General features: G+C 66.5%; 23 protein-coding genes. 17 read left to right on the top strand and 6 right to left on the bottom strand.

Going from position 1 to position 26,884, the window contains the following annotated elements; all coding sequences use genetic code 11:
• Positions 1-142: 142 nt before the first annotated feature.
• Positions 143-1,033 carry a phosphoserine phosphatase SerB gene (serB, locus tag ACQR1Y_RS06395; RefSeq protein ID WP_434876591.1) on the bottom strand — a complete coding sequence of 297 codons (891 nt, stop codon included), beginning with the start codon at positions 1,031-1,033 and terminating at the stop codon, positions 143-145.
• Positions 1,034-1,036: 3 nt separating this feature from the next.
• Here serB and miaA point away from each other — a divergent pair, with 3 nt between their 5' ends.
• The 8 genes from miaA to ilvC all read left to right on the top strand — a co-directional run bounded on the left by miaA (position 1,037) and on the right by ilvC (position 9,093).
• A complete protein-coding gene (miaA, locus tag ACQR1Y_RS06400; RefSeq protein WP_434876590.1) occupies positions 1,037-1,954 on the top strand; it encodes a tRNA (adenosine(37)-N6)-dimethylallyltransferase MiaA in 918 nt (305 codons plus the stop codon).
• Between the two features lie 64 nt (positions 1,955-2,018).
• Entirely contained in the window at positions 2,019-2,321 is a 303-nt protein-coding gene (locus ACQR1Y_RS06405) for a hypothetical protein (protein WP_434894298.1), read from the top strand.
• 153 nt (positions 2,322-2,474) lie between these two features.
• Positions 2,475-4,244: an acetolactate synthase 3 large subunit gene (locus ACQR1Y_RS06410; protein ID WP_434876588.1), complete on the top strand. Its 1,770-nt coding sequence runs from the start codon at positions 2,475-2,477 to the stop codon at positions 4,242-4,244.
• A gap of 373 nt (positions 4,245-4,617) precedes the next feature.
• Positions 4,618-5,604 carry a threonine dehydratase gene (locus ACQR1Y_RS06415; RefSeq protein WP_434876587.1) on the top strand — a complete coding sequence of 329 codons (987 nt, stop codon included), beginning with the start codon at positions 4,618-4,620 and terminating at the stop codon, positions 5,602-5,604.
• 175 nt (positions 5,605-5,779) lie between these two features.
• Positions 5,780-6,322 carry an acetolactate synthase small subunit gene (ilvN, locus tag ACQR1Y_RS06420; RefSeq protein ID WP_434860734.1) on the top strand — a complete coding sequence of 181 codons (543 nt, stop codon included), beginning with the start codon at positions 5,780-5,782 and terminating at the stop codon, positions 6,320-6,322.
• 3 nt (positions 6,323-6,325) lie between these two features.
• Positions 6,326-7,015, top strand: a complete 690-nt coding sequence (locus ACQR1Y_RS06425; RefSeq protein ID WP_434876586.1) for a class I SAM-dependent methyltransferase — start codon at positions 6,326-6,328, stop codon at positions 7,013-7,015.
• 306 nt (positions 7,016-7,321) lie between these two features.
• Positions 7,322-7,924, top strand: a complete 603-nt coding sequence (locus tag ACQR1Y_RS06430) for a LysE family translocator (protein WP_434876585.1) — start codon at positions 7,322-7,324, stop codon at positions 7,922-7,924.
• 149 nt (positions 7,925-8,073) lie between these two features.
• Positions 8,074-9,093: a ketol-acid reductoisomerase gene (gene ilvC / locus ACQR1Y_RS06435; RefSeq protein WP_009026674.1), complete on the top strand. Its 1,020-nt coding sequence runs from the start codon at positions 8,074-8,076 to the stop codon at positions 9,091-9,093.
• Positions 9,094-9,438: 345 nt separating this feature from the next.
• Here the strand turns inward: ilvC and ACQR1Y_RS06440 are convergent, their stop codons facing one another.
• Positions 9,439-10,551: a DUF2336 domain-containing protein gene (locus ACQR1Y_RS06440; protein ID WP_434860737.1), complete on the bottom strand. Its 1,113-nt coding sequence runs from the start codon at positions 10,549-10,551 to the stop codon at positions 9,439-9,441.
• A gap of 529 nt (positions 10,552-11,080) precedes the next feature.
• Between ACQR1Y_RS06440 and ACQR1Y_RS06445 the strand changes: the two genes are divergently transcribed.
• From ACQR1Y_RS06445 to ACQR1Y_RS06455, 3 genes are all read left to right on the top strand, one after another.
• Entirely contained in the window at positions 11,081-11,938 is an 858-nt protein-coding gene (locus ACQR1Y_RS06445) for an SDR family oxidoreductase (protein ID WP_434876584.1), read from the top strand.
• Between the two features lie 7 nt (positions 11,939-11,945).
• Positions 11,946-12,227: a hypothetical protein gene (locus ACQR1Y_RS06450; protein ID WP_434860739.1), complete on the top strand. Its 282-nt coding sequence runs from the start codon at positions 11,946-11,948 to the stop codon at positions 12,225-12,227.
• 225 nt (positions 12,228-12,452) lie between these two features.
• A complete protein-coding gene (locus tag ACQR1Y_RS06455) occupies positions 12,453-14,162 on the top strand; it encodes a sulfatase-like hydrolase/transferase (protein WP_434876583.1) in 1,710 nt (569 codons plus the stop codon).
• Positions 14,163-14,211: 49 nt separating this feature from the next.
• On the opposite strand, the gene ACQR1Y_RS06460 is transcribed toward ACQR1Y_RS06455, so the two are convergent.
• Entirely contained in the window at positions 14,212-15,879 is a 1,668-nt protein-coding gene (locus tag ACQR1Y_RS06460) for an outer membrane protein (protein WP_434876582.1), read from the bottom strand.
• 277 nt (positions 15,880-16,156) lie between these two features.
• Between ACQR1Y_RS06460 and ACQR1Y_RS06465 the strand changes: the two genes are divergently transcribed.
• Positions 16,157-16,552 carry a rhodanese-like domain-containing protein gene (locus tag ACQR1Y_RS06465; protein ID WP_434860742.1) on the top strand — a complete coding sequence of 132 codons (396 nt, stop codon included), beginning with the start codon at positions 16,157-16,159 and terminating at the stop codon, positions 16,550-16,552.
• A 184-nt stretch (positions 16,553-16,736) separates the two neighbouring features.
• On the opposite strand, the gene ACQR1Y_RS06470 is transcribed toward ACQR1Y_RS06465, so the two are convergent.
• Positions 16,737-18,293: an ABC transporter permease/substrate-binding protein gene (locus ACQR1Y_RS06470; protein ID WP_434876581.1), complete on the bottom strand. Its 1,557-nt coding sequence runs from the start codon at positions 18,291-18,293 to the stop codon at positions 16,737-16,739.
• Positions 18,290-19,084: an ATP-binding cassette domain-containing protein gene (locus ACQR1Y_RS06475; protein ID WP_434876580.1), complete on the bottom strand. Its 795-nt coding sequence runs from the start codon at positions 19,082-19,084 to the stop codon at positions 18,290-18,292. Before ACQR1Y_RS06475 ends, ACQR1Y_RS06470 begins: the two co-directional genes overlap by 4 nt.
• Before the next feature lie 122 nt (positions 19,085-19,206).
• Between ACQR1Y_RS06475 and ACQR1Y_RS06480 the strand changes: the two genes are divergently transcribed.
• The 5 genes from ACQR1Y_RS06480 to ACQR1Y_RS06500 all read left to right on the top strand — a co-directional run bounded on the left by ACQR1Y_RS06480 (position 19,207) and on the right by ACQR1Y_RS06500 (position 23,727).
• Complete coding sequence (locus ACQR1Y_RS06480) at positions 19,207-20,019, top strand: ABC transporter ATP-binding protein (protein ID WP_434876579.1); 813 nt, start codon at positions 19,207-19,209, stop codon at positions 20,017-20,019.
• Positions 20,020-20,221: 202 nt separating this feature from the next.
• The gene (locus ACQR1Y_RS06485) at positions 20,222-21,007 is read left to right on the top strand and encodes an ABC transporter permease (protein ID WP_434876578.1); all 786 of its coding nucleotides are present in this window, start codon (positions 20,222-20,224) and stop codon (positions 21,005-21,007) included.
• Between the two features lie 63 nt (positions 21,008-21,070).
• Positions 21,071-22,084 carry an ABC transporter substrate-binding protein gene (locus ACQR1Y_RS06490; protein WP_434876577.1) on the top strand — a complete coding sequence of 338 codons (1,014 nt, stop codon included), beginning with the start codon at positions 21,071-21,073 and terminating at the stop codon, positions 22,082-22,084.
• A 3-nt stretch (positions 22,085-22,087) separates the two neighbouring features.
• Positions 22,088-22,804 (top strand): NUDIX hydrolase, encoded by a 717-nt coding sequence (locus ACQR1Y_RS06495; protein ID WP_434861360.1) that lies wholly within the window; start codon positions 22,088-22,090, stop codon positions 22,802-22,804.
• On the top strand, positions 22,801-23,727 hold the full coding sequence (locus ACQR1Y_RS06500) for a polyphosphate kinase 2 family protein (RefSeq protein ID WP_434876576.1): 927 nt from the start codon (positions 22,801-22,803) through the stop codon (positions 23,725-23,727). The genes ACQR1Y_RS06495 and ACQR1Y_RS06500 overlap by 4 nt, the downstream gene beginning before the upstream one ends.
• Before the next feature lie 260 nt (positions 23,728-23,987).
• On the opposite strand, the gene ACQR1Y_RS06505 is transcribed toward ACQR1Y_RS06500, so the two are convergent.
• Positions 23,988-26,756 (bottom strand): EAL domain-containing protein, encoded by a 2,769-nt coding sequence (locus tag ACQR1Y_RS06505; protein WP_434876575.1) that lies wholly within the window; start codon positions 26,754-26,756, stop codon positions 23,988-23,990.
• Between the last annotated feature and the right edge of the window lie 128 nt (positions 26,757-26,884).

Consider the following 26,884-nt stretch of genomic DNA (forward strand, 5'->3'; position numbering starts at 1 on the left):
GCGGGGTCTCACGAACGATGCAGGAGACCCTGGGTCGCTTCGCTCGCCCGGGCTACGCCCACCACGGTCATTGCGAGCGCAGTGCGCTGTGCTCGCAATGACGCTGGAAGGGGCGCGGCGTCCTCGCTGGCGGTTACTAGTATCAATCCACGAACTGATCGCGCGTGTAGCCCTGGGCGTAGAGCAGGGCCGTGAGGTCGCCGTGGTCGATGCGGGCGGAGGCGGCTGCGGAGACGGCGGGCTTGGCGTGATAGGCGACGCCGAGGCCGGCGGCCTCGATCATGCCGAGGTCGTTGGCGCCGTCGCCGACCGCGAGCGTGTCGATCTCGTCGACGTCGAAGGACTCGCGCAGCTCGACGAGGGTGGCGAGCTTGGCGTCGCGGCCGATGATCGGCTCGCGCACCTCGCCGGTCAGCTTGCCGGCATCGATGACGAGCTCGTTGGCGCGGTTCTCCTGGAAGCCGATCTTGGCCGCGACCGCATTGGTGAACAGCGTGAAGCCGCCGGAGATCAGGCAGGTATAGGCGCCATGCGCACGCATGGTCATGACGAGCTGGCGAGCGCCCGGCGTCAGCTTGATGCGTTTGGCGAGCACCTCGTCGACCACGCTGACCGGCAGGTCCTTCAGCAAGGCGACGCGCTCGCGCAGCGCCGGCTCGAAGGCGATCTCGCCACGCATGGCGCGCTCGGTGATGGCGGCGACCTTCGGCTTCAGCCCGGCAAAATCGGCCAGCTCGTCGATGCATTCCTGGCCGATCATGGTGCTATCCATGTCCGCCAGGAAAAGCTTCTTGCGCCTGACCGCCTCAGGCTGCACCACGATGTCGATCGGCATGTCGCCGCGCAGGTCGCGCAGCCGCGCCTCGAGCTTGTGGACCTCGCCGTCATGCGAGAACGGGATGTCGATCGCGACCTCGTCGAACAGCCAGCGCGGCGTGCCCGGCGATGGCAGCACGGCCAGGAAGGCCTCCACGATCGTGGTATCAAGCGCGGGATCGGCGGGATTGCAGATGAAGGTGGCGACGAGAGACATCAGGTGACTTTGCCAGGGATCAACAAAGCCGTGCTTATCGCAGGGCCGACCGCCAGCGGCAAGTCGGCCCTCGCCATGGAACTTGCGCAAAAAGCGGGCGGGGTCGTCATCAATACCGATTCCATGCAGATCTACCGCGACCTGAGGGTGCTGACGGCGCGGCCGACAGTCGAGGAAGAGGCCGCGGTGCCGCACCGGCTGTACGGCCACGTCGATGCCGCCGTGAACTACTCGGCCGGCCATTTTGTCCGTGATGCCGCCGAGGTGCTTGATGAGGTGCTGGGGGCAGGGCGGCTGCCGATCTTCATCGGCGGCACCGGGCTGTACTTCAAGGCGCTGACGCGGGGGCTGTCGGCGGTGCCGCCGGTGCCGGAGGAGGTGCGCGAGGCGGTGCGCAAAAGACTCGAGCGCGAGGGTGTCGAGGCGCTGCATGCCGAACTGGCGCGGCGCGATCCGGAGGCCGGGGCGCGGCTGAACGTCCGCGACCGCACTCGGGTGGCCCGGGCGCTGGAGGTGATCGAGGCGACCGGCCGGCCATTGGCCGACTGGCATGCCGAGACCACGCCGCCGCTGCTGCCGGAGGGCAGCTACCACGGCGTGTTCATCGCGCCGGACCGGGAGGCGCTGTTTGCGCGGATCGACGCGCGGTTCGAGGTGATGCTGGAGGCCGGCGCGCTGGCGGAGGTCGAACGGCTCGCCGCGCGCGGCCTCGATCCGCTGCTGCCGGCGATGAAGGCCCACGGCGTGCCGGCGCTGATCCGTTCTCTCCGGGGCGAGATCACGCGCGAGGAGGCGGCCACCATCGGCAAGGCCGACACGCGGCATTACGCGAAGCGTCAGTTCACCTGGTTTCGGCACCAGCTGCCGGAGTTCGAGTGGATGAGCCCGGAGGCGGCGAGGGGGTGGGTCGTCAAACTCTAGCGGCATCGTCATTCCGGGACATCGCGAAGCGATGGGCCCGGAATCCATAACCACGATCGGGCGTATGGATTCCGGGCTCGCCCTTCGGGCGCCCCGGAATGACGACCTGGTTTGGAGATGCAGCGGATCCTCTTCTCCAGCCCTTTTTGCCTTGTCTTGGAAAGCAGAGGCCAAATTACCGCTCGCCGAACCGCAAATTCCGCGCTACCTTGACAAAATCGCGCTGGCGAGCCTGCTTTGCCTTGACATCAAGGTCACCATGGTTATGTTCGCGCAACCTTTGGGAAGCCAACTCGCCGTCATGCGCAATTTTATTGCCATTCTCCTTATCGTAGTCGTAACCAGGCGCATCGCCGGGGATGGCTAGCGGCCATCCAAAATCCGAGCGGTGCGCAGGGCCTTCCAGGGCCCTTTTTTATTGCCCGGAAGCCACCACCGATCCTGAACCAAGCGACTGAAGCCCAACCGAACCGACCGACCAAACGACCACCCGCTTTCGAGAAGCGATCCGGAGCCTGCCATGACCGACAAGAGCCACGATCCGAACCAGATGACCGGCGCCGCGATGATCGTGCGCGCGCTCATCGACCACGGCGTGCAGCACATCTTCGGCTATCCCGGCGGCGCGGTGCTTCCGATCTATGACGAGATCTTCCAGCAGAGCGAGGTCGAGCACATCCTGGTCCGCCACGAGCAGGGCGCGGGCCACGCCGCGGAGGGCTATGCGCGCTCGACCGGCAAGCCCGGCGTCGTGCTGGTGACCTCGGGTCCCGGCGCCACCAACATGGTGACGCCGCTGGCGGACGCGATGATGGATTCGATCCCGCTGGTCTGCATCACCGGCCAGGTGCCGACGCATCTGATCGGCAACGACGCCTTCCAGGAGTGCGACACCGTCGGCATCACCCGGCCCTGCACCAAGCACAATTGGCTGGTCCGCAACGTCAATGATCTGGCCAAGGTCCTGCACGAGGCGTTCTATGTCGCGACCTCCGGCCGTCCCGGCCCGGTGGTCGTCGACGTGCCGAAGGACGTGCAGTTCGCCACCGGCACCTATCACCCGCCGCGCAAGTCCGACGTCCATATCTCCTACGCCCCGCGCGTCAAGGGCGACGCGATGCAGATCCGCAAAGCCGTCGCGCTCCTGGCCTCGGCCAAGCGGCCGGTGATCTATTCCGGCGGCGGGGTCATCAATTCGGGGACTGAGGCGTCGCGGCTGCTGCGCGAGCTGGTCGAGGTCACCGGCTTCCCGATCACCTCGACCCTGATGGGGCTGGGCGCCTATCCGGCGTCGGGCCCCAACTGGCTGGGCATGCTCGGCATGCACGGCACCTACGAGGCCAACATGACGATGCATGATTGCGACGTCATGCTGTGCGTCGGCGCGCGCTTCGACGACCGCATCACCGGCCGCACCGACGCGTTCTCGCCGAACTCGAAGAAGATCCACATCGACATCGATCCGTCCTCGATCAACAAGAACATCCGCGTCGACGTGCCGATCATCGGCGATTGCGGCGACGTGCTCGCCGACATCCTGCAGGTGTTCAAGGCCGAGGCGAAGAAGCCCGACATCAAGTCGTGGTGGCAGGAGATCGCCGTCTGGCGCGCGCGCAACTCGCTCGCCTACAAGCCGAACCGCGACGTCATCATGCCGCAATATGCGATCCAGCGGCTGTTCGAGCTGACGCGCGGCCGCGACACCTACATCACGACGGAGGTCGGCCAGCACCAGATGTGGGCGGCGCAGTTCTTTGGCTTCGAAGAGCCGCACCGCTGGATGACCTCCGGCGGCCTCGGCACCATGGGCTATGGCCTGCCGGCGGCGATCGGCGTCCAGGTCGCGCATCCCGACAGCCTGGTCATCGACATCGGCGGCGATGCCTCGGTGCAGATGACGATGCAGGAGATGTCGACGGCCGTGCAGTACGAGCTGCCGGTCAAGATCTTCATCCTGAACAACCAGTACATGGGCATGGTGCGGCAGTGGCAGCAGCTGCTGCACGGCAACCGCCTGTCGCATTCCTACTCGGAGGCGCTGCCGGACTTCGTCAAGCTCGCGGAGGCCTATGGCGGCGTCGGATTGCAGGTGAGCAAGCCGGGCGATCTCGACGGCGCGATCAAGGAGATGATCTCGGTGAAGAAGCCGGTGCTGTTCGACTGTCGCGTCGCGGCGCTGGAAAACTGCTTCCCAATGATCCCGTCGGGCAAGGCGCATAACGAGATGATCCTGCCGGCCGAGGCGTCCGATCCGGCCGCGGCGTTCGCGGGCGGCAAGGCGCTGGTGTGAGTCGAACCGGTAGCACTGAAGAGCTGATGTGAGATCGTCGTGACCGGGATGCGCCCCACAAACTCCGCTGTCATCGCCCGGCTTGACCGGGCGATCCAGTACGCCGCGGCCGTCGTGGGTCCGACGACCGCCGCGGCGTACTGGATGCCCGCCTTCGCGGGCATGACACGGTGGTGCGGCAGGCGCGCTCCTAACCTTTCCCCGCGTGCGGGGAGAGGTCGGATCGCATCGCCAGATGCGATCCGGGTGAGGGAGGCTCTCCGCACGGTCGGTGCCCGTGGCTGCCCCTCACCCCAACCCTCTCCCCGTAAGAACGGGGAGAGGGGGCGCAGCGGCGCTCGCGGTTGCGAGCTCGACAAACATGAGCAGTCCCATGTTCACATTAGCTGAGCTCGAAGCCGCCCACGCCATCGTCGGCACTGCCGTGCCGGCGACGCCGGCGCATGCGTGGCCGCTGCTGGCGCAGCGGCTGGGGACTGAGGTCGTCGTCAAGCACGAGAACCATACGCCGGCGGGTGCCTTCAAGGTGCGCGGCGGGCTCGTCTATGTCGACAACCTCAAGCGCACGCAGCCGGATGTCCGCGGGCTGATCACCGCGACGCGCGGCAATCATGGCCAGAGCGTTGCGTTCGCCGGCCGCCGCAACGGCCTGCCGGTGACGATCTATGTGCCGAAAGGCAACTCGGTCGAGAAGAACCGCGCGATGGCGGCGTTCGGGGCGGAGCTGATCGAGCACGGCAGCGACTTCCAGGAATCGCGCGAGGAGGCGATCCGCCACGCCGCGCGCGACGGCCTGCACATGGTGCCGTCGTTCCATCCGGATCTCGTCCGCGGCGTCGCCACCTACGCGCTGGAGCTGCTGCGCGCGGCGCCCGATCTCGACGTGCTCTATGTGTCGGTCGGGCAGGGCTCCGGCATCTGCGGCTGCATCCTGGCGCGCGATCTGCTCGGGCTGAAGACCGAGATCGTCGGCGTGCAATCGACCGGCGCGCCGTCCTATGCGCTGTCGTTCGCGGCGCGTACGGTTGTCACGACCAACAGCGCCGACACCCATGCCGACGGCCTCGCGACCCGCAGCCCGGATGCGGATGCGCTCGCGATCATCCTGAAGGGCGCCTCGCGCATCGTGCAGGTCAGCGATGCCGAGATCGCCGACGCCATCCGCATCTTCTGGACCGATACTCACAATGTCGCCGAAGGCGCCGGCGCGGCCTCGCTCGCGGCCGCCTTGCAAGAGAAGCCCAAGCTGGCCGGCAAACGCGTCGGCCTGGTGCTGACCGGCGGCAACATCGATCTCGACCTGTTCAGGCGCTGGGTGATGCCGGCGGCCGCTGAAACTGAGAAGGCGGGTGCCGCATGAGGTGCACCCTGCGCACCACAAACAACGCCGTCATGCCCGGGCTTGACCCGGGCATCCACGAGCCGCGAGCGCGCCGCTCGACGTGGATGGCCGGGAGCGCAGACAAGTTTACGCAGTCTGCGCAAGGCAGACTGCTATGCCCGGCCATGACGACTGAGATTACACGGGGACACCAATGAACCAGCCAGCCTCCGCCTATTTCATCGAAGACCGTCACGACCCGAACGAGACCCACACGCTCTCCGTCCTGGTGCAGAACGAGCCCGGCGTGCTCGCGCGCGTCATCGGCCTGTTCTCCGGGCGTGGCTACAACATCGAGAGCCTCACCGTCTCCGAGACCGAGAGCCAGAAGCACCTCTCGCGCATCACCATCGTCACCACGGGCACGCCGATGGTGATCCAGCAGATCAAGCACCAGCTCGATCGCATGGTCCCGGTCTATCGCGTCGTCGACATGACCCTGACCAAGCGCGCGATCGAGCGCGAGCTGGCGATGGTCAAGGTGCGCGGCATCGGCGAGCCCAGGGTCGAGGCGCTCAGGCTGGCGGACGCGTTCCGGGCCCGGGTGATCGACGCCACCACCGAGAGCTTTGTGTTCGAGATCACAGGCAATACCGACAAGATCACTCAGTTTATCGATCTGATGCGCCCGCTCGGCCTGGTCGAAGTGGCCAGGACCGGCATCGCGGCGATCGGGCGGGGACCGGAAGGGATGTGAGCCATGCTGGCGCGCGACTGGTACTACAACGAACGCAACCGGATCGGGCTCGATCATGCCGTGGCCTCGATCTACGGCTCGGGGGATGATGCCGACGAGCGCGCGCGCGCCGCGTTGAAGATGCTCGGCGTCAGGCCGGGCTGGCGGGTGGCCGATATCGGCTGCGGCAACGGCGTGCTGGCGACGGAAGCCGCATTGATGGGCGCGGTGGTCGAAGCCATCGACATCTCGCCGGCGATGCTGGCGCTGACCCGGATCTACACCAGGGACCGCCGCACCGCGGTGCGGATGCATTCGGCCGGCCTGCTGTCGTTCGCCTACGAGCCCGCGAGCTATGACCTGATCGCCAGCGAGTTCACGCTGCATCATCTGCCGGATTTCTGGAAGGCGGTGGCGCTGGCGCGGATCTTCGCGGCGCTGAAGCCCGGCGCGCAGTTCTTCCTGCGCGACATCGTCTATGTCTCCATGCCCGACGGCGCCGAGCGCTCGGTTGAGCAGTGGGCCGATTTCAACATCAAGAACCACGACCTCGCCCGTGACAGCGTCATCACCCACATGCGCGACGAGAACTCGACCTTCGCCTGGGTGATGGAGCGTATGCTGAGCGAGGTCGGCTTCATGACGGTGTCCGCCGACTACCACGCCCCGATGCACGCGACCTATGTGCTGCAGAAGCCGGCGGGGCAGGGCTGAGCTGATGATCGATTGTCGAGGCGGAGCGCACGCTGTTGCGCAGCACGCGGTGCGCTCCCTCTCCCCGTTCTTACGGGGAGAGGGTTGGGGTGAGGGGCACCCGCACGGGGAGTGTTCGCGGAGAGACCTGTACCACCTTGCCCGGATTGCATCTTGTGAACTGAAGCTGTCGCGGTCCGCAGTCCTGGGAGTTTGTGACTCCGTCATGCCCGGGCTCGTCCCGGGCATCCACGTCTGTCCAGGCGTGCCGAACGACGTGGATGGCCGGGACAAGCCCGGCCATGACGACGTGGAGGCAGATGAGTAATGTCCCAGCAGCTCCTCGTCGCCTTCGTCACCTTCGCCTTCGTGATGGCGTTCACGCCCGGGCCGAACAACATCATGCTGCTGTCGTCGGGGGTGACCTACGGCTTCCGGCGGACCGTGCCGCACATGATGGGCGTCAGTTTCGGCTTCGCCTTCATGGTCGGGGCCGTCGGCTTCGGCCTCGCCACCGTGTTCATCACCTATCCCGTGCTGCAGCAGGCGCTGAAATATCTCGGCGCTGCCTACCTGATCTATCTCGCGATCGCCATCGCCTTCTCCGGATCGACCAAACCTGAAGAGACCGCCTCGCGCGGGCCGATGTCGTTCTGGGGCGCGGCGCTGTTTCAGTGGGTCAATGCCAAGGGCTGGGTGATGGTGATCAGCACCATCACCGCCTATGCCGCAATCGCGCGCTTTCCCGCCAATGTTGCACTGCAGGTCGCCATCAGCTTCGTGATGGCGGTCGCCTCGACCATCACCTGGACCCTGTTCGGCACCGCGCTGCGGCCGCTGCTCAGCTCCGAGCGCGCGGTGCGCGGCTTCAACATCGTGATGGCCATGCTGCTGCTGGCCTCGCTCTATCCCGTGTTCGCGGACGCATGAGGGAGGGCGCCGCCATGCGAGATCGGGGTTTCCATCGAGGCCCAAAATGCTCTAGACACGGGCCGGATTTTGTCCGGGCGCAGCCGCCCGTGCCTCACCCAAGCGTCTGACTTTTCAGCCAATTCCGGCATCTCACAGAGGAAACGACAATGCGTGTCTACTACGATCGCGACGCCGATCTGAACCTGATCAAGGGCAAGAAGGTCGTCATCGTCGGCTACGGCAGCCAGGGCCATGCCCATGCGCTGAACCTGAAGGATTCCGGCGTCAAGGACGTCGCGATCGCGCTGCGCAAGGGCTCGGCCTCGGCCAAGAAGGCCGAAGGCGCCGGCTTCAAGGTGATGGAAGTCGCCGAGGCCGCCAAGTGGGCCGACCTCGTGATGATGCTGACCCCGGACGAGCTGCAGGGCGACATCTACCGCGAGCATCTGCACGACAACATGAAGCAGGGCGCCGCCCTCGTCTTCGCGCACGGCCTCAACGTCCATTTCAACCTGCTCGACCCGCGCGCCGATCTCGACGTACTGATGATCGCGCCGAAGGGCCCCGGCCACACCGTCCGCTCGGAATACCAGCGCGGCGGCGGCGTGCCCTGCCTGATCGCGATCGCCAAGGATTCCTCGGGCAACGCCCATGACCTCGGCCTGTCCTACGCCTCGGCGATCGGCGGCGGCCGCGCCGGCATCATCGAGACCACCTTCAAGGAAGAGTGCGAGACCGACCTGTTCGGCGAGCAGGCGGTGCTGTGCGGCGGCCTGGTCGAGCTGATCAAGGCCGGCTACGAGACCCTGACCGAAGCCGGCTACGCCCCGGAGATGGCCTATTTCGAGTGCCTCCACGAGGTGAAGCTGATCGTCGACCTGATCTATGAAGGCGGCATCGCCAACATGAACTACTCGATCTCCAACACCGCGGAGTATGGCGAGTACGTCACCGGCCCGCGCATCATCACCCCGGAGACCAAGGCGGAGATGAAGCGCGTGCTCGACGACATCCAGTCCGGCCGCTTCGCGCGCGACTGGATGCTGGAGAACAAGGTCAATCAGTCCTCCTTCAAGGCCACCCGCGCCCGTCTCGCCCAGCACCCGATCGAGGAAGTCGGCGCCCGCCTGCGCGACATGATGCCCTGGATCAAGAAGGGCGCGCTGGTCGACAAGACCAAGAACTGAGCCGTGTGATGGACGGCCGGGACTGCGGATCTCGCGGTCTCGGCCTGCAGCTCGATCGAAAGCCTCCGTCCTCGCAGGGCGGAGGCTTTTTGTTTTGGGCCTTGAATGCAGAGGCGTTCAGCCCGGCTGCCTGCGACGCCAAGACTGTCATCCCGGCGAACGCCGGGATCCATAGCCACCGGCCTTGGTGGTTGAGAAAGACTGGCTACTCTCAGTGTGCCCGCCAACGCGCCTCACGCAGTGGGTCCCGGCGTTCGCCGGGACAAGGGCGGAGGATGTGGCGCGAGGCGTGAGGTGCGGCGGAGGGTAACGCCCTCAGTCAGTCAAGGAGCAGGCTCCGCCCGCTCACTTGTCGACCTTGTTGTGCACCATCCAGAACCGCAGCGTGCGCTGGGCCGTGTCGAGCGACAGCCGGCCGTAGTCGCGCTCGGCGAGCTTGAGCGTCTCGCTGTCGATGGCGTGCTTGATCGGGCGGTGGGTCAGGATCTTCGCCACCACCGTCCAGGCCAGCCCGGCGGCGCGGCAGGGGATCAGCACGATGTCGGTGCGCGGCCCCTCCAGCACCTTGGCCATCATCTCGGTGGGGACGTTGTTGAGCAGCCCCAGCGCCGCGGCGACCTCGCTGAAGCGGCGGGTCTCGGCGAAAAAGGCGATCGCGGTGTCGTTGAGCTCGTTCAAGCCCTTCATGCGCTTCACGGCCTCTTCGGCCATCGTGAAGTCGCGCCCGACCAGGCCGCCGTCGCTGCGCGCGGCGTCGGTGATGGTCTTGAGGATCTTCTTGATCTCCTTCTGCAGCGCCGGCGACGCCGACGCCATCAGCTTCGCGCGGACGGATTCGGTGGCGCGGCGCAGGAGGTCGCGGAGGTGCTTGCTGGGCAGGTCGACGCGCAGGCCGATGATCTCGCTCAGCTCGTCGTCGTCCTCGGCATGCGCCATCATGCCGGAATAACCGGTCTCGGAGAAGCGCGCCGTCTGGTTGTTGGCGAGCGTGCGGATGACGCGGCGCTCGCCGCGGTCGACGATGATGTCGGTGACGGCCTCGGTCAGATGCGGACGGCTGGAGATCGCCATCAGGTGATCCTGGCCCTTGGTCGCGGCGACCTCGACCAGCGTATGCTCCGAGAGCCGGGTCGAGTGCATCAGCACGCTCTCGGCGACCGAGATCTCGTCGTCGCGGGCCAGCTGCTGGATCAGTTCGACCGGGGCGTAATCCACCGGAGCAAGATGCTTGCTGAGCTCGGCGCGCGCACGGGTCTCGACGCGTGACACCAGCATGCACAGCACGTTGTCGAACACCTTGATCTGATCCTCGCTGAGGCGCTCGCCGTCATGCAGGAACAGATTGGTGACCTGGCGCAGCGTGTGCACCCGTTTTTCCGAGGATCCGCCACGGACGGCCTCCTCGAGTTCGGCGATGATCGAATGTTCTGAAGGTGGAAGCTGTTCTGGCTGTTGCACGTTACGCTCGTCTGTCCGGAAGGCCGGCGCAGCAGCAATGCAGGACCGCTCTCTGCCCCACTGCAGTCTGTCGGCAGGGTCAGTTTTCGGTATGGACGATAACAATGTGTTAGGCTGACGGGGCGTAGTACTCCGGAGAAACACGGAGACGGAAAATTAACACGACGCGTCTAAAGGGAAATCGCGGGCCCAGGCACGAGATTGGCCCAAAAGGCAGCTGCGGAGGAGGCCGATGGGCATGGGGCGGCCTTCGGCGTCAGTGGAAATGATGAAAAGGTTAATGATCTCATAAGGTCAGAGGCCATTCTTCAACCGATTTGAATGCCTCTCGCGACTTCACGTCAGCTGACATCGAAGCAAGTTTTGAAGTTTAAATCACATTCTTGAGAGGACCCGCCCCGCTCCCGTCGGGCGACGCCCGAGGCGGCGCGATCGCTCCCGCCGGCGATGCGAGTTCAAGCGTCAAAAACAACCCCAGCATCCTGCCGCCTCTCGTGCGATAGTCGCGCCATAAAGCGCTGAGGCCGCCATGAAATCCGTCGTCGTCACCGGGGCATCCACCGGCATTGGTTTCGCCTGTTCGAAGCTGCTGCTCACACGCGGCTTCCGGGTATTCGGCAGCGTTCGCAAGCAGGCCGATGCGGACCGGCTGCGCGCTGAGCTCGGCGCTGGCTTCGCGCCGATGCTGTTCGACGTCACCGACGAGGCGGCCGTGAAGGCTGCTGCCGGCGAGGTACGCGCGGCGCTCAACGGCGAGGCGCTGGCGGGGCTCGTCAACAATGCCGGCATCGCGGTTGCCGGTCCCCTGACGGAGTTGCCGATCGAGCAGTTCCGCCATCAGCTCGAGGTCAACGTCATCGGCCCGGTCATCGCGACCCAGGCGTTCGCCCCGCTGCTCGGGACCGATCCGGCCATGACGGGGCCGCGCGGGCGCATCGTGATGATCAGCTCGGTCGCTGGCCGCAACGGCAATCCGCTGCTGGCGCCGTATTCGACCTCGAAGCATGCGCTCGAGGGACTCTCGGAGAGCCTGCGCCGCGAATTGATGCTGTTCGGCATCGACGTCGTCATCATCGCACCGGGCGCGGTGAAGACGCCGATCTGGGGCAAGGCGGAGGAGGTCGACCTGTCGCCCTATCAGGCCTCGCCGTATTTCCCGGCGCTGCAGAAGATCCGCGGCTACATGCTGCATCTCGGCAAGACCGGACTGCCGGCCGAGACCATTGCCGAACGCGTGTTCGCGGCGTTGACCGCGCCGTCACCGAAGGTGCGCGACGAGATCGCGCCCGATGCCCTGCAACAATGGATTGCCCGCGCGCTGCCCAAGCGGATGGTCGACCGCATCATCGCCAAACGGCTCGGCCTGATGCCGGCGAGCCGAGGCTGATCGCGGAATGACGACGACCGGCAAGACCCAGGCGGAGCTCACCCGCCTGGTCGAGGAGGCGATCCGCGCGGAGCCGGGATGCGAGACCGCGCGCGTCCCAGCCGTGCAGGCGCTCGACGTTCACAGCGGCCGCAACTGGGAAATTCCGCACGTCGTGCTCGGCGACAGCCTGATCAGCGACATCGACCGCGCAGTCATGAGCGTGCAACGCCGGCTGGGGCGTGAATTTCACCTGATCGAGGAGGGGGCGCCGCCCGCCGCCTCCGAGCGGACCGCGACGAGCCGTTGAAGCCGGCCGGCGTCGTCTTGCGAAAATGAACGTTCGACAACGGACGAACTGATAGCGCTGCGCCGCTCGGTCGCTGCAGCGCCAGATCGCGCCCGCGACATTCCGTGTGAATCCGGTTGTTGTCATTTGTGACGATTTGATTACGGTCGCATGACAGGCTAGCGCGTTCCTCGATCTGTCGGCATGTGCCGGCGCGGGGCACTCCTGTCCGAGTATCGCCGCCGCATGTCGCTCACGCCAAACCACGAACCGATCACGACCCTCACGGCCGGGAGTGCGACGCGGTCTGCCGCCGTGCGGATGTCCGCGGTCGCCGCGCCCCATGTCGCAGCGCTGGCGCTGATGCTGCACACCGAGACCGATTTCGGCTCCCGGCTCGGCTTCGTCCTGGCCTGGGGCATTCTCAACGGCTTCTGGCTGGTGCTGTTGCGTCGGCCGGCGGTGTCAGGCGCGCTGGCGCTGAGCATGGTCGTCGTGCTGGTGCTGCTGTCGCAGTTGAAGCATTCCGTCGTGCAGATGACTGCGAACTTCGTCGACGTCATGCTGATCGATCATGACAGCGCGGCCTTCCTGTTCACGATCTTCCCGAATCTGCGGTTGTCGGTGCTGGTGGCGGGGGCGGTCCTGCTGCCGTTGATGGGACTGCTATGGTGGGTCGATCCGTTCCGCATTGCGCGGCTGCCGGCGCTGGCCGGCAAGCTCGCCTGCCTCGCCGCCCTGACCTTGTATTCGCTGAACTGGCGCGACGAAGCCTGGCGCGGCTATTACGACGACGGCTATCTGTCCAAATTCGCCCGCTCCGGCGTCACCGCGGTCTCGGACTTCATAGCCCACGGCTTCATGGAGTCCGACGCCACGGCCGACCGCAAGCTGGCCGCCATGCTTCCCGACGCCTGCCATCCGACGGGACGCCGGCCGAACATCGTTCTGATCCATGACGAGTCGAGCTTCGACATCCGTTCGGCGCCCGATATCAAGGTGCCCGCCGGCTATGGCAGCCACTTCCAGTCGTTCGACGGCAAAGCGCGCCGCTTCATGGCCGAGAGCAATGGCGGTCCGAGCTGGTTCACCGAGTACAACGTGCTGGCCGGCCTGTCGTCGCGCTCGTTCGGCCGCTTCGCCTATTTCGTGACCCGGATCGCCTCAGGCCGTGTCGAACGCGGCCTGCCGCTGGCGCTGCGCCAATGCGGCTACGACACCGTCTCGCTGTATCCCGCGCATGGCGCCTTCATGAACGCGCGCAGCTTCCAGACCACGGTCGGCGTCGACCGTTTCCTCGACGCGCGCGATCTCGGCGCCAAGGGCATCGAGCCCGACGGCTTCTTCTATGATGCCGCGCTCGACCTGATGCAGCAGCGGCAGCGCAACAAGCCGCTGTTCATGTTCGTCTATCTCGCGGCCAATCATTTCCCCTGGGAGACGACGTTCCGGCCTGATCTGACGCCATCCTGGCGCGCGCCGGGCAATCTGCCGTCGATCGATGAATATCTGCGCCGGCAGGCGATGAGCGCATCCGACTATCAGCGCTTCCTGGCGAGCCTGAAGAAGCGGTTCGGCGACCAGCCGTTCTTGATCGTGCGCTACGGTGATCACCAGCCGGAATTCTCGCCGCACATCCTCGACCCCAAGCTCGACGAAGCCGGCATCGGCGCCAAGCTGGAGAGCTATGATCCGCGCTATTATCAGACCTACTACGCGATCGACGCCGTCAATTTCGAGCCGCGGCAGAGCGCGGTCATGATGGACTCGATCGACGCCGCCTATCTGCCGCTGGTCACGCTCGAGGCCGCCGGCATTCCGCTCGATCCGTCCTTTGCCGAGCAGAAGGACATCATGCTTCGCTGCAAGGGCGTGTTCTACGCCTGCGGCGACGGCGCCGAGGCGCGCCGCTTCAACCGCATGCTGATCGACGCCGAGCTGATCCGGGGGCTGTAGCCGCCACAACGCGCAAAGCGTGTTGCGGTGCGCCCTCCATCGGGCGCTCTCAATCGAACTTGTAGGAGATGCCGAACATCGCCGCATGGGTCTGCAATCGGACCGAGTTGCTGATGGTCTCGGTTGCGAAGCAGGGGATCACGGCGGTGCCGTAGCCCGGGAGATCGAACGTGGCCGTGCTGGCGCAGCTGCGGGCGCTGGTGAAGTTGGCGGTGCCAAAATCGGTGTAGCGATATTCGCCGCGCAGGACCCAGTTGCGGCCAAGCTTGGTCTCGCCGCCGGCGCCGATGGTGAAGCCGGGGCGGATGCTGGATTGGCTGATCACGGCAGGGCTCTTCAGGCCCGGCGCACAGCTGCCGATCTCGGCGCTGGCAAATCCGGGCGCCGTGAGCAGGGCCTTGACCGCAGTGTCGCAGCGCGAGGTCTGCTCGATCTCCGTCCAGGCGGCGCCGCCCGTCAGATAGAGCATGACCGAGGGATTGACCACGAAGCCGAGGCGGGCACGGATGCTGGCGTCCCATTTGGTGCGGACGCTGAAGCTGTCGTTCATGCCGCCGCTCGAGCCGTTCAGGGCCGTACCGGGGAAGGAATAGCCGTAGGTCGTCGCCTGCGCACTGGCATAGGCCGCATCGCCCTCGATGCCGACGACCCATCGCGGCGCGATCTGCCAGTTGTAGCCGATGTAAGGACCGATCCGCGCCGCGGTCGTGTCATAGGCGCTGTCGAGGAAGCACTGGCAGTTGGCCGCGAGATCCGAGGTGAAGAAGCTGGTCGCGAGCACGTCCTTGTTGACCCGCGACGACACATTGTTCGCCCGAACGCCGGCTGTGGCGCCGACATAGAAGCCTGCCCAGGAGGCGGTCTCCGGCATGGCCGCATAGGCCGCCAGGCTGCTGGCCAGCGGTCCGCCGCCGAACTTGTAGGCAATGCCGAAGGTCGCGGTGTGGGTGCGCAGAGCGGTGTCGTAGGTCACGGTCTGCGTGCCGTTCACCGAGCTGCGCACGTTGGTGTCCGAGGTGCGGCCGTAGTCGGAATAGCGATATTCGGCGCGGGCGATCCAGTTCGGCGTCAGAAGGGCCTCCAGGCCGCCGCCGACGGTGTAGCCGAGCAGGGTCTTGCTGTTGGTAATGTTGGCTGGACCGAAGGCACGGGCGCCGCCCGCCGCGCAGTCGCCGTCGAAGGCCGTCAGCGTGCTGCAGTTCGAGGTGGTCTCGACGTGGATCCAGGACGGGCCGGCCGTGCCGTACACCAGCAGGCTCGGGTCGATCACGTAGCCGGCGCGGGCGCGGATGCTGGCGTCCCAGGTGGTCTTGAAGATGAACGAATTGGTCGTCGAGCCCGGACGAAACAACGACGGCGCCGGATAATAGCTGCCCGAGGTGCGGCTCTGGTCCGCAAAGCCGAACTCGCCTTCGATGCCTGCGACAAACTGACCGAACTGCCAGTTGTAGCCGGCATAGGGGCTGACGCGGAACGCGGTGGCGTTGAAGCTCTGGCCCGTGGCGCAGGGCAGGCCGGCAAAGCAATTCGCCGCCACGAACATGTTCTGGATGACCGGCGCGTTGCTGGTGTCGGTGGCCGACCTGACGCTCAGGTCGGCATCATTGGCGCGAAAGCCGAAGCCGGTGCCGACATAGAAGCCGGCCCAGGCGGGAGCGGCGATCGGAGCAGGAGCTTTCAGAGGGAGATCCGCGGCTTGAGCGACCGTGCCCAGCATTGCGCTCGTGATCAGGACTGAGTTCAAGGCAAGAAAAGAGGTCGGCAACGATCGGCGCATGTCAAAATCGCCCCAGGAAACACAATGCAATTTGTGGTAACATAGCAGTGCACGCTGCTCTCGGCTGTAGCTGCGCCGCAACAGTCGGGTTCCCCGTGGGAACTACCAAGTCGAGGTGATCGGGGCACAGTTGATCGTGATCAGGTCCCGCGAATGGAGGATGACAAGCTTCCGGGCGATGCCTAGTTCGAAAGCCTCAGGATGAAGGGAGATCGTCATGACGACGTCTGTGAAGGACATGCTGGCCGCGGCCAATGCCGCGGTGCCGAAGATCACGCCGGCCGAGGCGCAGGCGATGATCGCCAAGGGCAACACGCTGGTGCTCGACGTGCGCGATGCGCCCGAGGTCGAGAAGAGCGGCAAGATCGAGGGCGCTCATCACGTCTCGCGCGGCATGCTCGAATTCCGCGCCGATCCGGACTCGCCCTATCACGACAAGGCCTTTGCCAAGGACAAGAGCATCATCCTGTACTGCGCGTCCGGCGGACGGTCGGCGCTGTCGGGAAAGACCCTCCAGGATCTCGGCTACGACAAGGTCTTCAATGTCGGCGCGTTCAAGGACTGGGCCGAGAGCGGCGGCGCGGTCGACAAGCCGATCGAGCCGGGGATGTAGCTTGCGTGCATGGGGCAGGCGAAAGCCTGCTCCAAGCCCCGCCGTCATCGCGAGCGCAGCGAAGCGATCCAGGGGCGACACGGACGATGTGCATTTTAGCCCCTGGATTGCTTCCGCCTTCGCTCTGCGAGCTTCGGCGGACACGTCGCTACGCTTGCAATGACCGCTCTGAAACAGTGGGGCTCTACTTCGAAATCCTGCTCCACAGCCAGCGCGCGACCGCCTGCGGCGAGGACTCGGCATCACTGCCCGACGCCCGCAGATTGGCCTGCTGCATCGTGACGATATCGATGCGGCCGAGCAGGGGGCGCAGCGCATCCTGCAGCGCGTGGTCGTCGGCGCGCTTTGGCGAGAGCAGCAGGATCGCATCATAGGGCGGGATCGCCTGTTTGGGATCTGCGAGCACGATGAGATCATATTTCGCGATCAGCCCGTCGCTGGTGTAGCCGGCGATGACGTCGACCTCGCCGGCGGCGACCGCCGCATACATGAAGTCGGGCTGCATCTGGCGCTGGGCGCGGAAGGCGAGGCCATAGGCATCGCGCAAGGCGGCCCATTCCGGACGCGAGAAGAATTCGTAGTCGCCCGCGATCGACATCTCGCGCGTGTGGCGGGCGAGGTCATCGATCGAGCGGATGCCGAGCGCCTCGGCCTTCTTGCGCGGCATCACCAGCGCATAGGCGTTCTCGAAGCCGAGTTCGCCGAGCAGGGTGACCTTGTCCTTCGCGAGATCCTGCCTGAGCACATCGAGCAGCGCGGCGCGCGGCAACTGCTCCGTATGATGAAACTGGTTGGCCCATAGCGTTCCGGAGTACTCGACATAGAGATCGATGTCGCCGCTCTTCAGCGCGCCATAGATGACGCTGGAGCCGAGCCCGGCGCGCGTGGCCGCCGAGAGACCCGCCGCCTGCAGCCGCTCGCTCATCAGCGCCGACAGCACATATTGCTCGGTGAAAGTCTTGGCGCCGATGACGTAGCGCGCCGAGCTGCCGGCCAGCGACGGCAGCAGGCTGAGGCCGACCATCAGCGCGATCGTCGCGGTGCCGAGCCCGATGCGGGCGCGGCTGCGGGTGCGCAGGCCATGCTCGATCAGCGACAGCAATTGATCGACCACGAGCGCCAGCACCGCTGCGGCGACGCAGCCGAACACGACCAGAACCCAGTTCTGCGTCTGCAGCCCGGCAAAGATGTAGTTGCCGAGCGAGGTCTGGCCGATCGGCGTCGACAGGGTCGCGGTGCCGATCACCCACACCGCGGCGGTGCGGATGCCGGCCATGATCACCGGCAGCGCCAGCGGCAGCTCGACCATGGTCAGCGCCTGGCGCTCGGTCATGCCGACGCCCTTGGCGGCTTCGATCAGGCTGGCATCGACGCCGTTCAGCCCGGTGATGGTGTTGCGCAGCACCGGCAGCATCGAATACAGCGCCAGCGCCAGCACCGCGGGAAGGAATCCGAACGCGGAGAATGAAACGCCGAACCAGCGCAGGCTCAGCGCCGCCAGTGCCAGCAGCAATGGATAGAACAATGCCAGCAGCGCCAGTCCTGGCACGGTCTGGACCACGCTGGCGAGGCCGAGCAGCAGATTGCGCAGGGCAGGGCGGTTGCGCGCGACGAGCGCCAGCGGAAAGCTGATCACGAGGCCGAGCGCCAGCGCGGCGATGCTGACGCGCAGATGGCTGCCGAGATAGTCGGCGAGATGCGACAGGGCCTCGGCGAAGCGCGGATCGGATAACAGGCTCATGCGGCGCCGCTCTCGGGCAGCAGGGCCGCGAGCCGCGCGGCCTGGCGCCGCGGCGTCGTCATCAGCTCCGCCACGTAGGCCTCGCGGCTGGCGGCAAGCTCGGCGGGCGTGCCGACCTCGACGAGGCGGCCCGTCCGCATCACCGCGATGCGGTCGGCGAGCAGCAGCGCCTCGGTGATGTCGTGGGTGATCATCAGCGTCGTCAGCCCGAGCTTGTCGTGCAGCGCGCGATAATCCTGGCCCAGCGCATCGCGCGTCAGCGGGTCGAGCGCGCCGAACGGCTCGTCCATCAGCACGATCCGAGGCTTTGCGGCCAGCGCGCGGGCGACGCCGACGCGCTGGCGCTGGCCGCCGGAGAGCTCGTGCGGCAGGCGGTCGCGATGCGCTGTGCGGTCGAGCTGGACGAGCCCGAGCAGCTCGTCGACGCGCGCGGCGATCTCGTTCGCCGGCGTGCCCAGCAGCCTGGGGGTGATGCCGATATTGGCGGCAACCGTCATGTGCGGAAACAGCGCGCCGTTCTGGAACACATTGCCGATGCGGCGGCGCAGGCTGACCGGTTCAAGGCGGCCGATGTCCTCGCCGGCAATCCGGATCGTGCCGCCGTCGGCCTCGATCAGGCGGTTGGTGAGGCGCAGCAGCGTGGTCTTGCCCGAGCCCGAGCCGCCGACGATCGCGAGGAACTCGCCCTCGGCGATCTCCAGCGAGACGTCGTCGACCGCCGTCACGGCGCCCGCCGCGCCGGAGAAGGACTTGCGGACGTTGCTGTAGGTGATCAGGGGCGTGCGTTGCATGCGGCCTTTTTCGGGCGCGAGAGGCCTCGGCTCCCACTGACCTAGCACGTCCCGCGCCTGCGTTGAACTTCGCGGCGCAAGCGGCTAAGCCGTCCGGACCATTTTCGGGGAGGAACTTGGACGTGACGCAGCCTTCGGCCGCCGCGGTCGCACTGGAGCGAACGACGGTGGCATTCCGTCTCGCTGGCGGACGCACCTATACCGCCGTCGAGACGGCCGACCTCGCGGTCGCGGACGGCGAGTTCGTCGCCATCGTCGGGCCGACCGGCTGCGGCAAGTCCACCCTTCTCAACGTCGCGGCCGGGCTGCTGAAGCCCGCGGCCGGCGATGTCAGGATCTTCGGCCAGCCGCTCGCCGGGCTCAACCGCGAGGCCGGCTATCTCTTCCAGGCCGATGCGCTGTTCCCCTGGAAGACGGCGCTGGACAATGTCGCGATCGGGCTCGAGGTCACCGGCACGTCCGCGCGCGAGGCGGCCGCGCAGGCGCAGCAATGGCTGACGTCGGTCGGCCTCGGCGCCTTCGGCAACCGCTATCCGCACATGCTGTCGGGCGGCCAGCGCAAGCGCGTCGGCCTCGCGCAGGTGCTGATCCGCAATCCCCGCATCATCCTGATGGACGAGCCGTTCGGTCCGCTGGATGCGCAGACCCGGCAGATCATGGGCAATCTCCTGCTCGATCTCTGGAACGCCGACCGCAAGGCGGTGCTGTTCGTCACCCACGACCTGGAGGAGGCGATCGCGCTCGCCGACCGCGTCGTCATCATGTCCGCCGGTCCCGCCTCGCGCATCATCGGCGACTGGCGCGTGACCCTGCCGCGCCCGCGCGACATCTTCGAGGTGCGCATGAAGCACGAGTTCCACGAGCTGCACCGCGAGATCTGGCAGACGCTGAAGGCCGAGGTCGAGAAGACCTACAAGCAGGCGGAGGCGGTGTGATGGCGCGTTCGAGACTGGCTATCTGCCGCGTGCACAGGTCGGACTCCCCTCCCCCTTGCGGGGAGGGGTTGGGGGTGGGGGTCCCAGGAAAGACTGGTGCTCGGGGCACCCCCACCCCCGACCCCTCCCCGCAAGGGGGAGGGGAGCGCAGCAGCGTGCGCGGCTGCCTGCTCGCGTCCCGCATGCAGACGGGAGCAGCCTGATGTCGCGTGTCACCTTGCTCGCCCTGCAACTTCTCGTCGCCATCGTCGCGGTCACGTTGTGGCAGTTCCTGGCCACCGTGCCGGTGTTCGGCCGCATCCTGCTGCCGCCGTTCTTCTTCTCCAACCCGGTCGACGTGTTTGCCCAGGTCGTCAAATGGTTTTCGACCGGCACGATCTGGAAGCATCTCGCGATCACCTTGTGGGAGTCGATCCTGGCGTTCACGATCGGCTCGCTGGGCGGCGTGCTGGTCGGGTTCTGGTTCGCGCGCAAGCCGCTGGTCGCTGCCGTGTTCGACCCCTACGTCAAGATGGCCAACGCGCTGCCGCGCGTGGTGCTGGCGCCGATCTTCACGCTGTGGCTGGGCCTGGGGATCTGGTCCAAGGTCGCGCTCGGCGTGACGCTCGTGTTCTTCATCGTCTTCTTCAACGTCTACCAGGGCGTGAAGGAGGTCTCGACCGTGGTGCGCGACAACGCGCGCATGCTGGGCATGAGCGAGCGGCAGCTGATGCGCCATGTCTACTGGCCGAGCGCGCTGTCGTGGATGTTCTCCTCGCTGCACACTTCGGTCGGCTTCGCGGTGGTCGGCGCCGTGGTCGGCGAATATCTCGGCTCGGCCGCGGGCCTCGGCTATCTCATCCAGCAGGCTGAGGGCGTGTTCGACGTCGCCGGCGTGTTCGCCGGCATGTTCGTGCTGTCGGCCTTCGTCATCCTGATCGACATCTGCGTCACCTTGGTGGAACGCCGCCTGCTGGTGTGGCGCCCGGATGCAGCGGATGGACGATAGGGCGATCTTCTCAATCCACACCGACACGCCTAATCTGACCAACGACATGAACGGAGGAAACCAATGAACAAGATCATCGGCCGGGTGACCGGCGCGCTGCTGGCGCTGACGCTGAGCACGGGGCTGGCGAGCGCGGCGACGAAGGTGACGATCGCGGTCGGCGGCGGCGCCTGTCTGTGCTATCTGCCGACGGTGCTCGCCAAGCAGCTCGGCGAGTACGAGAAGGCCGGACTCGACGTCGAGCTCGTCGACCTCAAGGGCGGCTCGGACGCGCTGAAGGCCGTGCTCGGCGGCAGCGCCGACGTCGTCTCCGGCTATTTCGATCATTGCGTCAATCTCGCCGCCAAGAAGCAGGAGATGCAGTCCTTCGTCGTCTACGACCGCTATCCGGGCCTCGTGCTCGTGGTCGCCCCGTCGCACAACAAGGAGATCAACTCGGTCAAGGATCTCGCCGGCAAGAAGGTCGGCGTCAGCGCGCCGGGCTCCTCGACCGACTTCTTCCTGAAGTACATGCTGAAGAAGAACGGCCTCGATCCCGCAGGCACGGCCGTGATCGGCGTCGGCCTCGGCGCCACCGCGGTGGCGGCCATGCAGCAGGGCCAGATCGACGCGGCGGTCATGCTCGATCCGTCGGTGACGGTGCTGCAGGGCGCCTATCCGGACCTCAAGATCCTCTCCGACACCCGCACCCAGCACGACACGCTGGAGGTGTTCGGCGGCGAATATCCCGGCGGCGCGCTGTATTCGACGGTGGCCTGGATCGCCGGCCACGAGAAGGAGACGCAGGCGCTGACCAACGCGATCGTCGCCACGCTTGGCTGGATCCATTCGCATACGCCGGAGGAGATCATGGCGAAGATGCCGGAGGAGCTCGTCGGCAAGGACAAGGCGCTGTATCTGGCGGCGCTGAAGAACACCATCCCGATGTACTCGCAGACCGGCAAGATGGACCCGAAGGGGGCGGATGCCGTGCTCGCGGTGTTCTCGACCGGCTCGCCCGATGTCGCCAAGGCCAATATCGACGTCAGCAAGACCTTCACCAACAAGTTCGTCGAGCAGGCCAAGGGCACGAAGTAGGGGATGACCGACGTCGTCATCCATCGCGTCACCACGCTCGACCTCAAGGTCGAGCCGTGGGACTGGCCGTTCGCGCGAGAGCGCCGCGACGACATCGCGGCGCATTTTGCCGAGCGGCAGCGCGAGAAGCCCGGCCTGTGGAACGGCCGTATCCTGCTCGGGCGCAATGCACGCTTCGATCACGGACAGTTCTCGGCCAGCTATTTCGAGACCGATTTCGCCAGCCTTCTTGCCTGGCGCGACTGGGGCTGTCCCGACCGCACGGCCTTCAACGGCTTCGGCATGGGCGCGTTGCGGTCGAGCGATGGCGCCTTCGTGCTCGGGGAGATGGGCGCGCACACGGCCAATGCGGGCCGGCTGTATTTTCCCGCGGGCACGCCTGATCTCGACGATGTCGATGGCGGCACGATCGATCTCGCCGCCAATGTCGCGCGCGAGGTCGAGGAGGAGACCGGACTCGCACCCTCCGACTATGTGTCGTCGGCGCATTGGGACTGCGTCGTGACCGGCGCCTCGATCGCCTTGATGCGTGTGCTCGACGCCGCCGAGACCGGCGACGTCCTGCAGCGTCGGATCGAGGCCAATCTCGCCGCGCAGGACGAGCCGGAACTCGCAGGTATTCGGCTCGTTCGAACGAGGAACGACCTGACGGCCGCGATGCCGCGCTTCGTCACCGCCTTCCTCGAAACGCAGTTTGCCGCCGGAGAGCCGTCCCCATGAGCAAGACAGCGCGCACGCTCGCCAGCGAGCTCGACGACTACATCTCGCCGTTCCGGATCGACGGCGGCCACAAGTTTCATCTGAAGTCGCACAAGACCAAGGTGAAGGGCGGCCTCGACAAGGAGCAGGGCGAGGCGATCATCGAGCAGAACCGCAAGCGGCTCGCCGACTTCCAGGAGAAGCTCTACGCGCAGGACCGCTGGTCGGTGCTGGTGCTGCTGCAGGGCATGGATGCCTCGGGCAAGGACAGCGCCATCAAGAGCATCTTCGAGGGCGTCAATCCGCAGGGCTGCGAGGTGACCTCGTTCAAGCAGCCGACCTCCAAGGAGCTCGACCACGACTTCATGTGGCGGACGATGCTGGCGCTGCCCGAGCGCGGCCGCATCGGCATCTTCAACCGCTCCTACTACGAGGAGTGCCTGGTCACGCGCGTGCACCCGGAGATCCTGAAGGCCGAGAAGCTGCCGCCGAAGCTCGTCACCAAGAACATCTGGCGCGAGCGCTTCGAGGACATCTCCGCCTTCGAGCGCTATCTCAGCCGCAACGGCACCGTGATCCTGAAGTTCTTCCTCAACATCTCCAAGGAGGAGCAGCGCGAGCGCTTCCTCGACCGGCTGGAGCAGCCGGCGAAGAACTGGAAGTTCTCGATGGGCGACGTCACCGAGCGCGCCAAGTGGAGCCGCTACCAGGCGGTCTATCAGGACATCGTGCGCCACACCTCGACGGCCCATGCGCCGTGGTACGTCGTGCCCGCCGACCACAAATGGTTCGCCCGCGTCGTGATCGGCTCGACCATTGTCGCCGCGCTGGAGAGCCTCGACCTGCATTTCCCGCGCGTCGATGCCGGGGCGCGCGAGGAGTTCAAGGCCGTACGCAAGGCGCTGGAGAACGAAGGCAAGGGCGGGAAGAAAAAGCGGGAGTGAGTGGTGCAAGGTGCTGACCTCGCCCACGGTCGTCATTCCGGGGCGCGCGCAGCGCGAGCCCGGAATCCATAATCCCGACCGCTTATGAGGGGCGAGCTGCTGCCACGGCGAGTCGCTGAAGCAACAACCGCCTGTGGCTATGGATTCCGGGCTCGCGCTGCGCGCGCCCCGGAATGACGGAGGAGAGAGCGGCGCGTACATCCACGAGGTGCGCGGGCGAGGAGTAGAGCTCGGCCGCTTAAATCTTCTGGTGCCTCACCTCACGCCGCCCCCGCCTGCCGCTGGTCGGCAGCGTCCACCGTCAGGAACCGCCGCGCGAAATCCTGGGCCGGCATCGGCTTGCCGAAATGATAGCCCTGGCCCTGCGCGCAGCCGAGCCGGAGCAGGAAGTCGGCGGTGGCCTGGTTCTCGATGCCCTCGGCGATCACCGACAATCCAAGCTGACTGCTGAGGCTCACGGTCGAGCCGACGATGGCGGCGTCGTCGGACTCCGTCAGCACGTCGCGCACGAAGGAGCGGTCGATCTTCAGCCCGTCGAGCGGAAACTTCTTGAGATAGCTGAGGCTCGCATAGCCGGTGCCGAAATCGTCGAACACCAGGCTGACACCGAGCGCCTGCAGCCGGTTGAAGGTCTGCAGCACGCCGGGCTCGTCGTGCAGCAGGATGTCCTCGGTGACCTCGAGCTCCAGCAGGCTGGGCGACAGGCCGGTGACGGTCAAGAGCTTGCTGACGAAGGCGGCGAGATCGCCGGTCTGGAACTGCGACGGCGACAGGTTGACGCCGACCCGGATGTCGTGGCCGGCGAGCTGCCACTCGCGCGCCTGGCGGCAGGCGGTCGCCATCACCCAGGTCGCGACCGCCTCCGACAGCGGCGAGGTGTTGACGACGGGGATGAAGTCGCCGGGCGGCACCAGGCCGCGGGTCGGATGCCGCCAGCGGATCAGCGCCTCGGCGCCGATCACGCGGCCGCTCAGGAGGTCGACCTGCGGCTGGTAGAACAGCTCGAACTCGCGGCGTTCGACGGCGAGCGTCAGCTCGGCCTCGAGCGTCAGCCGCCGCTCCAGCTCCTCGCGGATCTCGGTTTCGAACATCACATGGCTGCCGCGGTGGTCAGTCTTGGCGCGGCACAGCGCGAGGTGCGCGTTGCTGAGCAGTTCCTCCGCGCTCTGTCCGCCCTCCGGATGCACGGCGACGCCGAGGCTGATCCTGACGCGCTGCTGCCGGCCGCCGGCCTCCAGCGGTGTCTCGAACAGATGCGCGAGATGCGCGGCCAGCTCTGTGACGGTGCCGCCGGTGGCGGAGCAGGGAATGGCGACGGCGAACTCGTCGCCGCTCAGCCGCGCCACGCGCCCCATGCGTCCGATCTCGCCGGCGAGCCGCTCCGCCGCCGCGCGCAGGACGTGGTCGCCGAAGCTGTGGCCGAGCATGTCGTTGATGTGCTGGAAGGCATCCAGGCCGATCACCAGCAGCGCGACCCGGTCATTGGCCGCGTCCGCCGTCGCGATCATGGCCGCCAGATCCGTCTGCAGCGTGTGGCGGTTGATCAGCCCGGTGAGCGTGTCGTGCTCGGCGAGATAGCGGATGCGTTCGGCCTCGCGCTTGCGCAGGGAGATGTCGCGCAGGATCACGCCATATTGCAGCCCGTCAGGGCCCTGCCAGGCCGAGACGCTGGCCTCGACCGGAAACACCTCGCCATCCCGGCGACGCCCGTCGAACTCGACCGTCGCACCGCCCGGCAGCAAGGTTGCCGGCAGCGCCGCCTCCTGATGCGGGAACAGATCGTCCCCGGCGTTCTCGTCGGCGCGCAGCCGCGCGAAGGGCTGGCCGATGATCTCCTCAGTGCCATAGCCGAAGATCGCCACCGCTCCGGGATTCCACACCGTGATCCGCTTGTCCTGGTCGGTGCACACCAGCCCGTCGCCGATCGACATCGCGATCCGCTCGAACCGGCTCTCGGCGACGTGGCGCAGCAGGCCGCGGAAGTCGATCTCGTCGAGCGCGGTCGCCACGAGATAGGCGAACAGCGCGATCTGCAGCAGCGACGTGTCGAGCACCACGGCATAGCGATCGTGCAGCAGCAGCGCGACGGTCTCGATGCCGATGCCGATGAACCCGATCAGCAGGGCGCGTCGCGCGGCTGACAGATGCCGCCAGCTCGCGAACATGACGACGACGAGCAGCAGCAGGGCTCCGACGGTGGCCGCGGTCGAGGTCGCGAGCAGGGTGCGATGCTGGATGATCGATTCCGCGGCCAGGACCTGCAGCACGACGCCAGGAAGCACGCGGCCATTGGGGACGCTGTAATAGTCGCTGAGCTCGATCGCGGTGGCGCCGACGATCACCCGCTTGCCCTTCAGCGCGGCCAGCGCGGCGGCATCGCCCCGGAGCACGTCGACATAGGACACTTTCGTCAGGGATGACGCGTCGATGCCGTAGTCGATGAGGAATGGGCTGTCCTTGATCGCGTCGCTGCCGGCGAGGAACGCGCCCATCGACTGCACAAATGTCTTGCCGTGCCCGATTTCGCAATACTCGCCGAACGCGTAGCTCCTGACGCGGCCATCGCGCGCGACCTCGATGTTGACGAGCGCCGACCATGCCGTCGTCTCGAACTGCGGCAACGGCCGGTTGATGTGAATGCCCGCATCCTTGCCTGCCGCGCTGAGCTGCTTGAACGCAGGCAGCACCACGGTGCCGCTGGCCCTCTGCAGCCCTTCGAGGAAGGCGTGGTCGGCCGCCGCGTTGGACGGAGTGCTGAAATCGATGTCGAAAGCGACCTCGCGCGCACCTGCGCGCTGCAACTGGTCCAGCAGAAGGGCATGGTTGGTGCGTGGCCACGGCCAGACGCCGATGGCTTCGATCGAGCGAGGGTCGATGGCGACGATGGCGACCTCGCCGCTGGCGGGCCGCTTGTCCAGCCGAAAGCGCAGGTCGACGAGCGCATGACTGAGGAGGTCGTAGCAGCCGGACAGCCCCACTGTCAGCAGCGCAACGACCACCAGAATATGCGGCATGAACCGCCTGAACATTCCCCCTCCCGAGTGCCCGCGGAGCCGGCCCAGATGCCCGCTCGCGCGATAACCGATCTCATCCTGTCCCCGACTGCAGGACGTCGAACCGCCCTGACAGCTCCGTCTGATCAGAAGGCCACGACGTC

Source organism: Bradyrhizobium sp. HKCCYLRH3099, assembly GCF_051167855.1.
In the GTDB taxonomy this organism is placed as follows: domain Bacteria; phylum Pseudomonadota; class Alphaproteobacteria; order Rhizobiales; family Xanthobacteraceae; genus Bradyrhizobium.

What these genes read in the sequence shown, in the direction of transcription:
- ACQR1Y_RS06495 (WP_434861360.1), top strand. Translation starts at nt 22,088, where the DNA reads ATGACCGACGTCGTCATCCATCGCGTCACCACGCTCGACCTCAAGGTC.
- ACQR1Y_RS06405 (WP_434894298.1), top strand. Translation starts at nt 2,019, where the DNA reads ATGGATTCCGGGCTCGCCCTTCGGGCGCCCCGGAATGACGACCTGGTT.
- ACQR1Y_RS06430 (WP_434876585.1), top strand. Translation starts at nt 7,322, where the DNA reads ATGTCCCAGCAGCTCCTCGTCGCCTTCGTCACCTTCGCCTTCGTGATG.
- ACQR1Y_RS06450 (WP_434860739.1), top strand. Translation starts at nt 11,946, where the DNA reads ATGACGACGACCGGCAAGACCCAGGCGGAGCTCACCCGCCTGGTCGAG.
- ACQR1Y_RS06465 (WP_434860742.1), top strand. Translation starts at nt 16,157, where the DNA reads ATGACGACGTCTGTGAAGGACATGCTGGCCGCGGCCAATGCCGCGGTG.
- ACQR1Y_RS06490 (WP_434876577.1), top strand. Translation starts at nt 21,071, where the DNA reads ATGAACAAGATCATCGGCCGGGTGACCGGCGCGCTGCTGGCGCTGACG.
- ACQR1Y_RS06505 (WP_434876575.1), bottom strand. Translation starts at nt 26,756, where the DNA reads ATGTTCAGGCGGTTCATGCCGCATATTCTGGTGGTCGTTGCGCTGCTG.
- ACQR1Y_RS06445 (WP_434876584.1), top strand. Translation starts at nt 11,081, where the DNA reads ATGAAATCCGTCGTCGTCACCGGGGCATCCACCGGCATTGGTTTCGCC.
- ACQR1Y_RS06455 (WP_434876583.1), top strand. Translation starts at nt 12,453, where the DNA reads ATGTCGCTCACGCCAAACCACGAACCGATCACGACCCTCACGGCCGGG.
- ACQR1Y_RS06415 (WP_434876587.1), top strand. Translation starts at nt 4,618, where the DNA reads ATGTTCACATTAGCTGAGCTCGAAGCCGCCCACGCCATCGTCGGCACT.
- ACQR1Y_RS06470 (WP_434876581.1), bottom strand. Translation starts at nt 18,293, where the DNA reads ATGAGCCTGTTATCCGATCCGCGCTTCGCCGAGGCCCTGTCGCATCTC.
- ACQR1Y_RS06460 (WP_434876582.1), bottom strand. Translation starts at nt 15,879, where the DNA reads ATGCTGGGCACGGTCGCTCAAGCCGCGGATCTCCCTCTGAAAGCTCCT.
- serB (WP_434876591.1), bottom strand. Translation starts at nt 1,033, where the DNA reads ATGTCTCTCGTCGCCACCTTCATCTGCAATCCCGCCGATCCCGCGCTT.
- ACQR1Y_RS06425 (WP_434876586.1), top strand. Translation starts at nt 6,326, where the DNA reads ATGCTGGCGCGCGACTGGTACTACAACGAACGCAACCGGATCGGGCTC.
- ilvC (WP_009026674.1), top strand. Translation starts at nt 8,074, where the DNA reads ATGCGTGTCTACTACGATCGCGACGCCGATCTGAACCTGATCAAGGGC.
- ilvN (WP_434860734.1), top strand. Translation starts at nt 5,780, where the DNA reads ATGAACCAGCCAGCCTCCGCCTATTTCATCGAAGACCGTCACGACCCG.
- ACQR1Y_RS06500 (WP_434876576.1), top strand. Translation starts at nt 22,801, where the DNA reads ATGAGCAAGACAGCGCGCACGCTCGCCAGCGAGCTCGACGACTACATC.
- ACQR1Y_RS06475 (WP_434876580.1), bottom strand. Translation starts at nt 19,084, where the DNA reads ATGCAACGCACGCCCCTGATCACCTACAGCAACGTCCGCAAGTCCTTC.
- ACQR1Y_RS06410 (WP_434876588.1), top strand. Translation starts at nt 2,475, where the DNA reads ATGACCGACAAGAGCCACGATCCGAACCAGATGACCGGCGCCGCGATG.
- ACQR1Y_RS06485 (WP_434876578.1), top strand. Translation starts at nt 20,222, where the DNA reads ATGTCGCGTGTCACCTTGCTCGCCCTGCAACTTCTCGTCGCCATCGTC.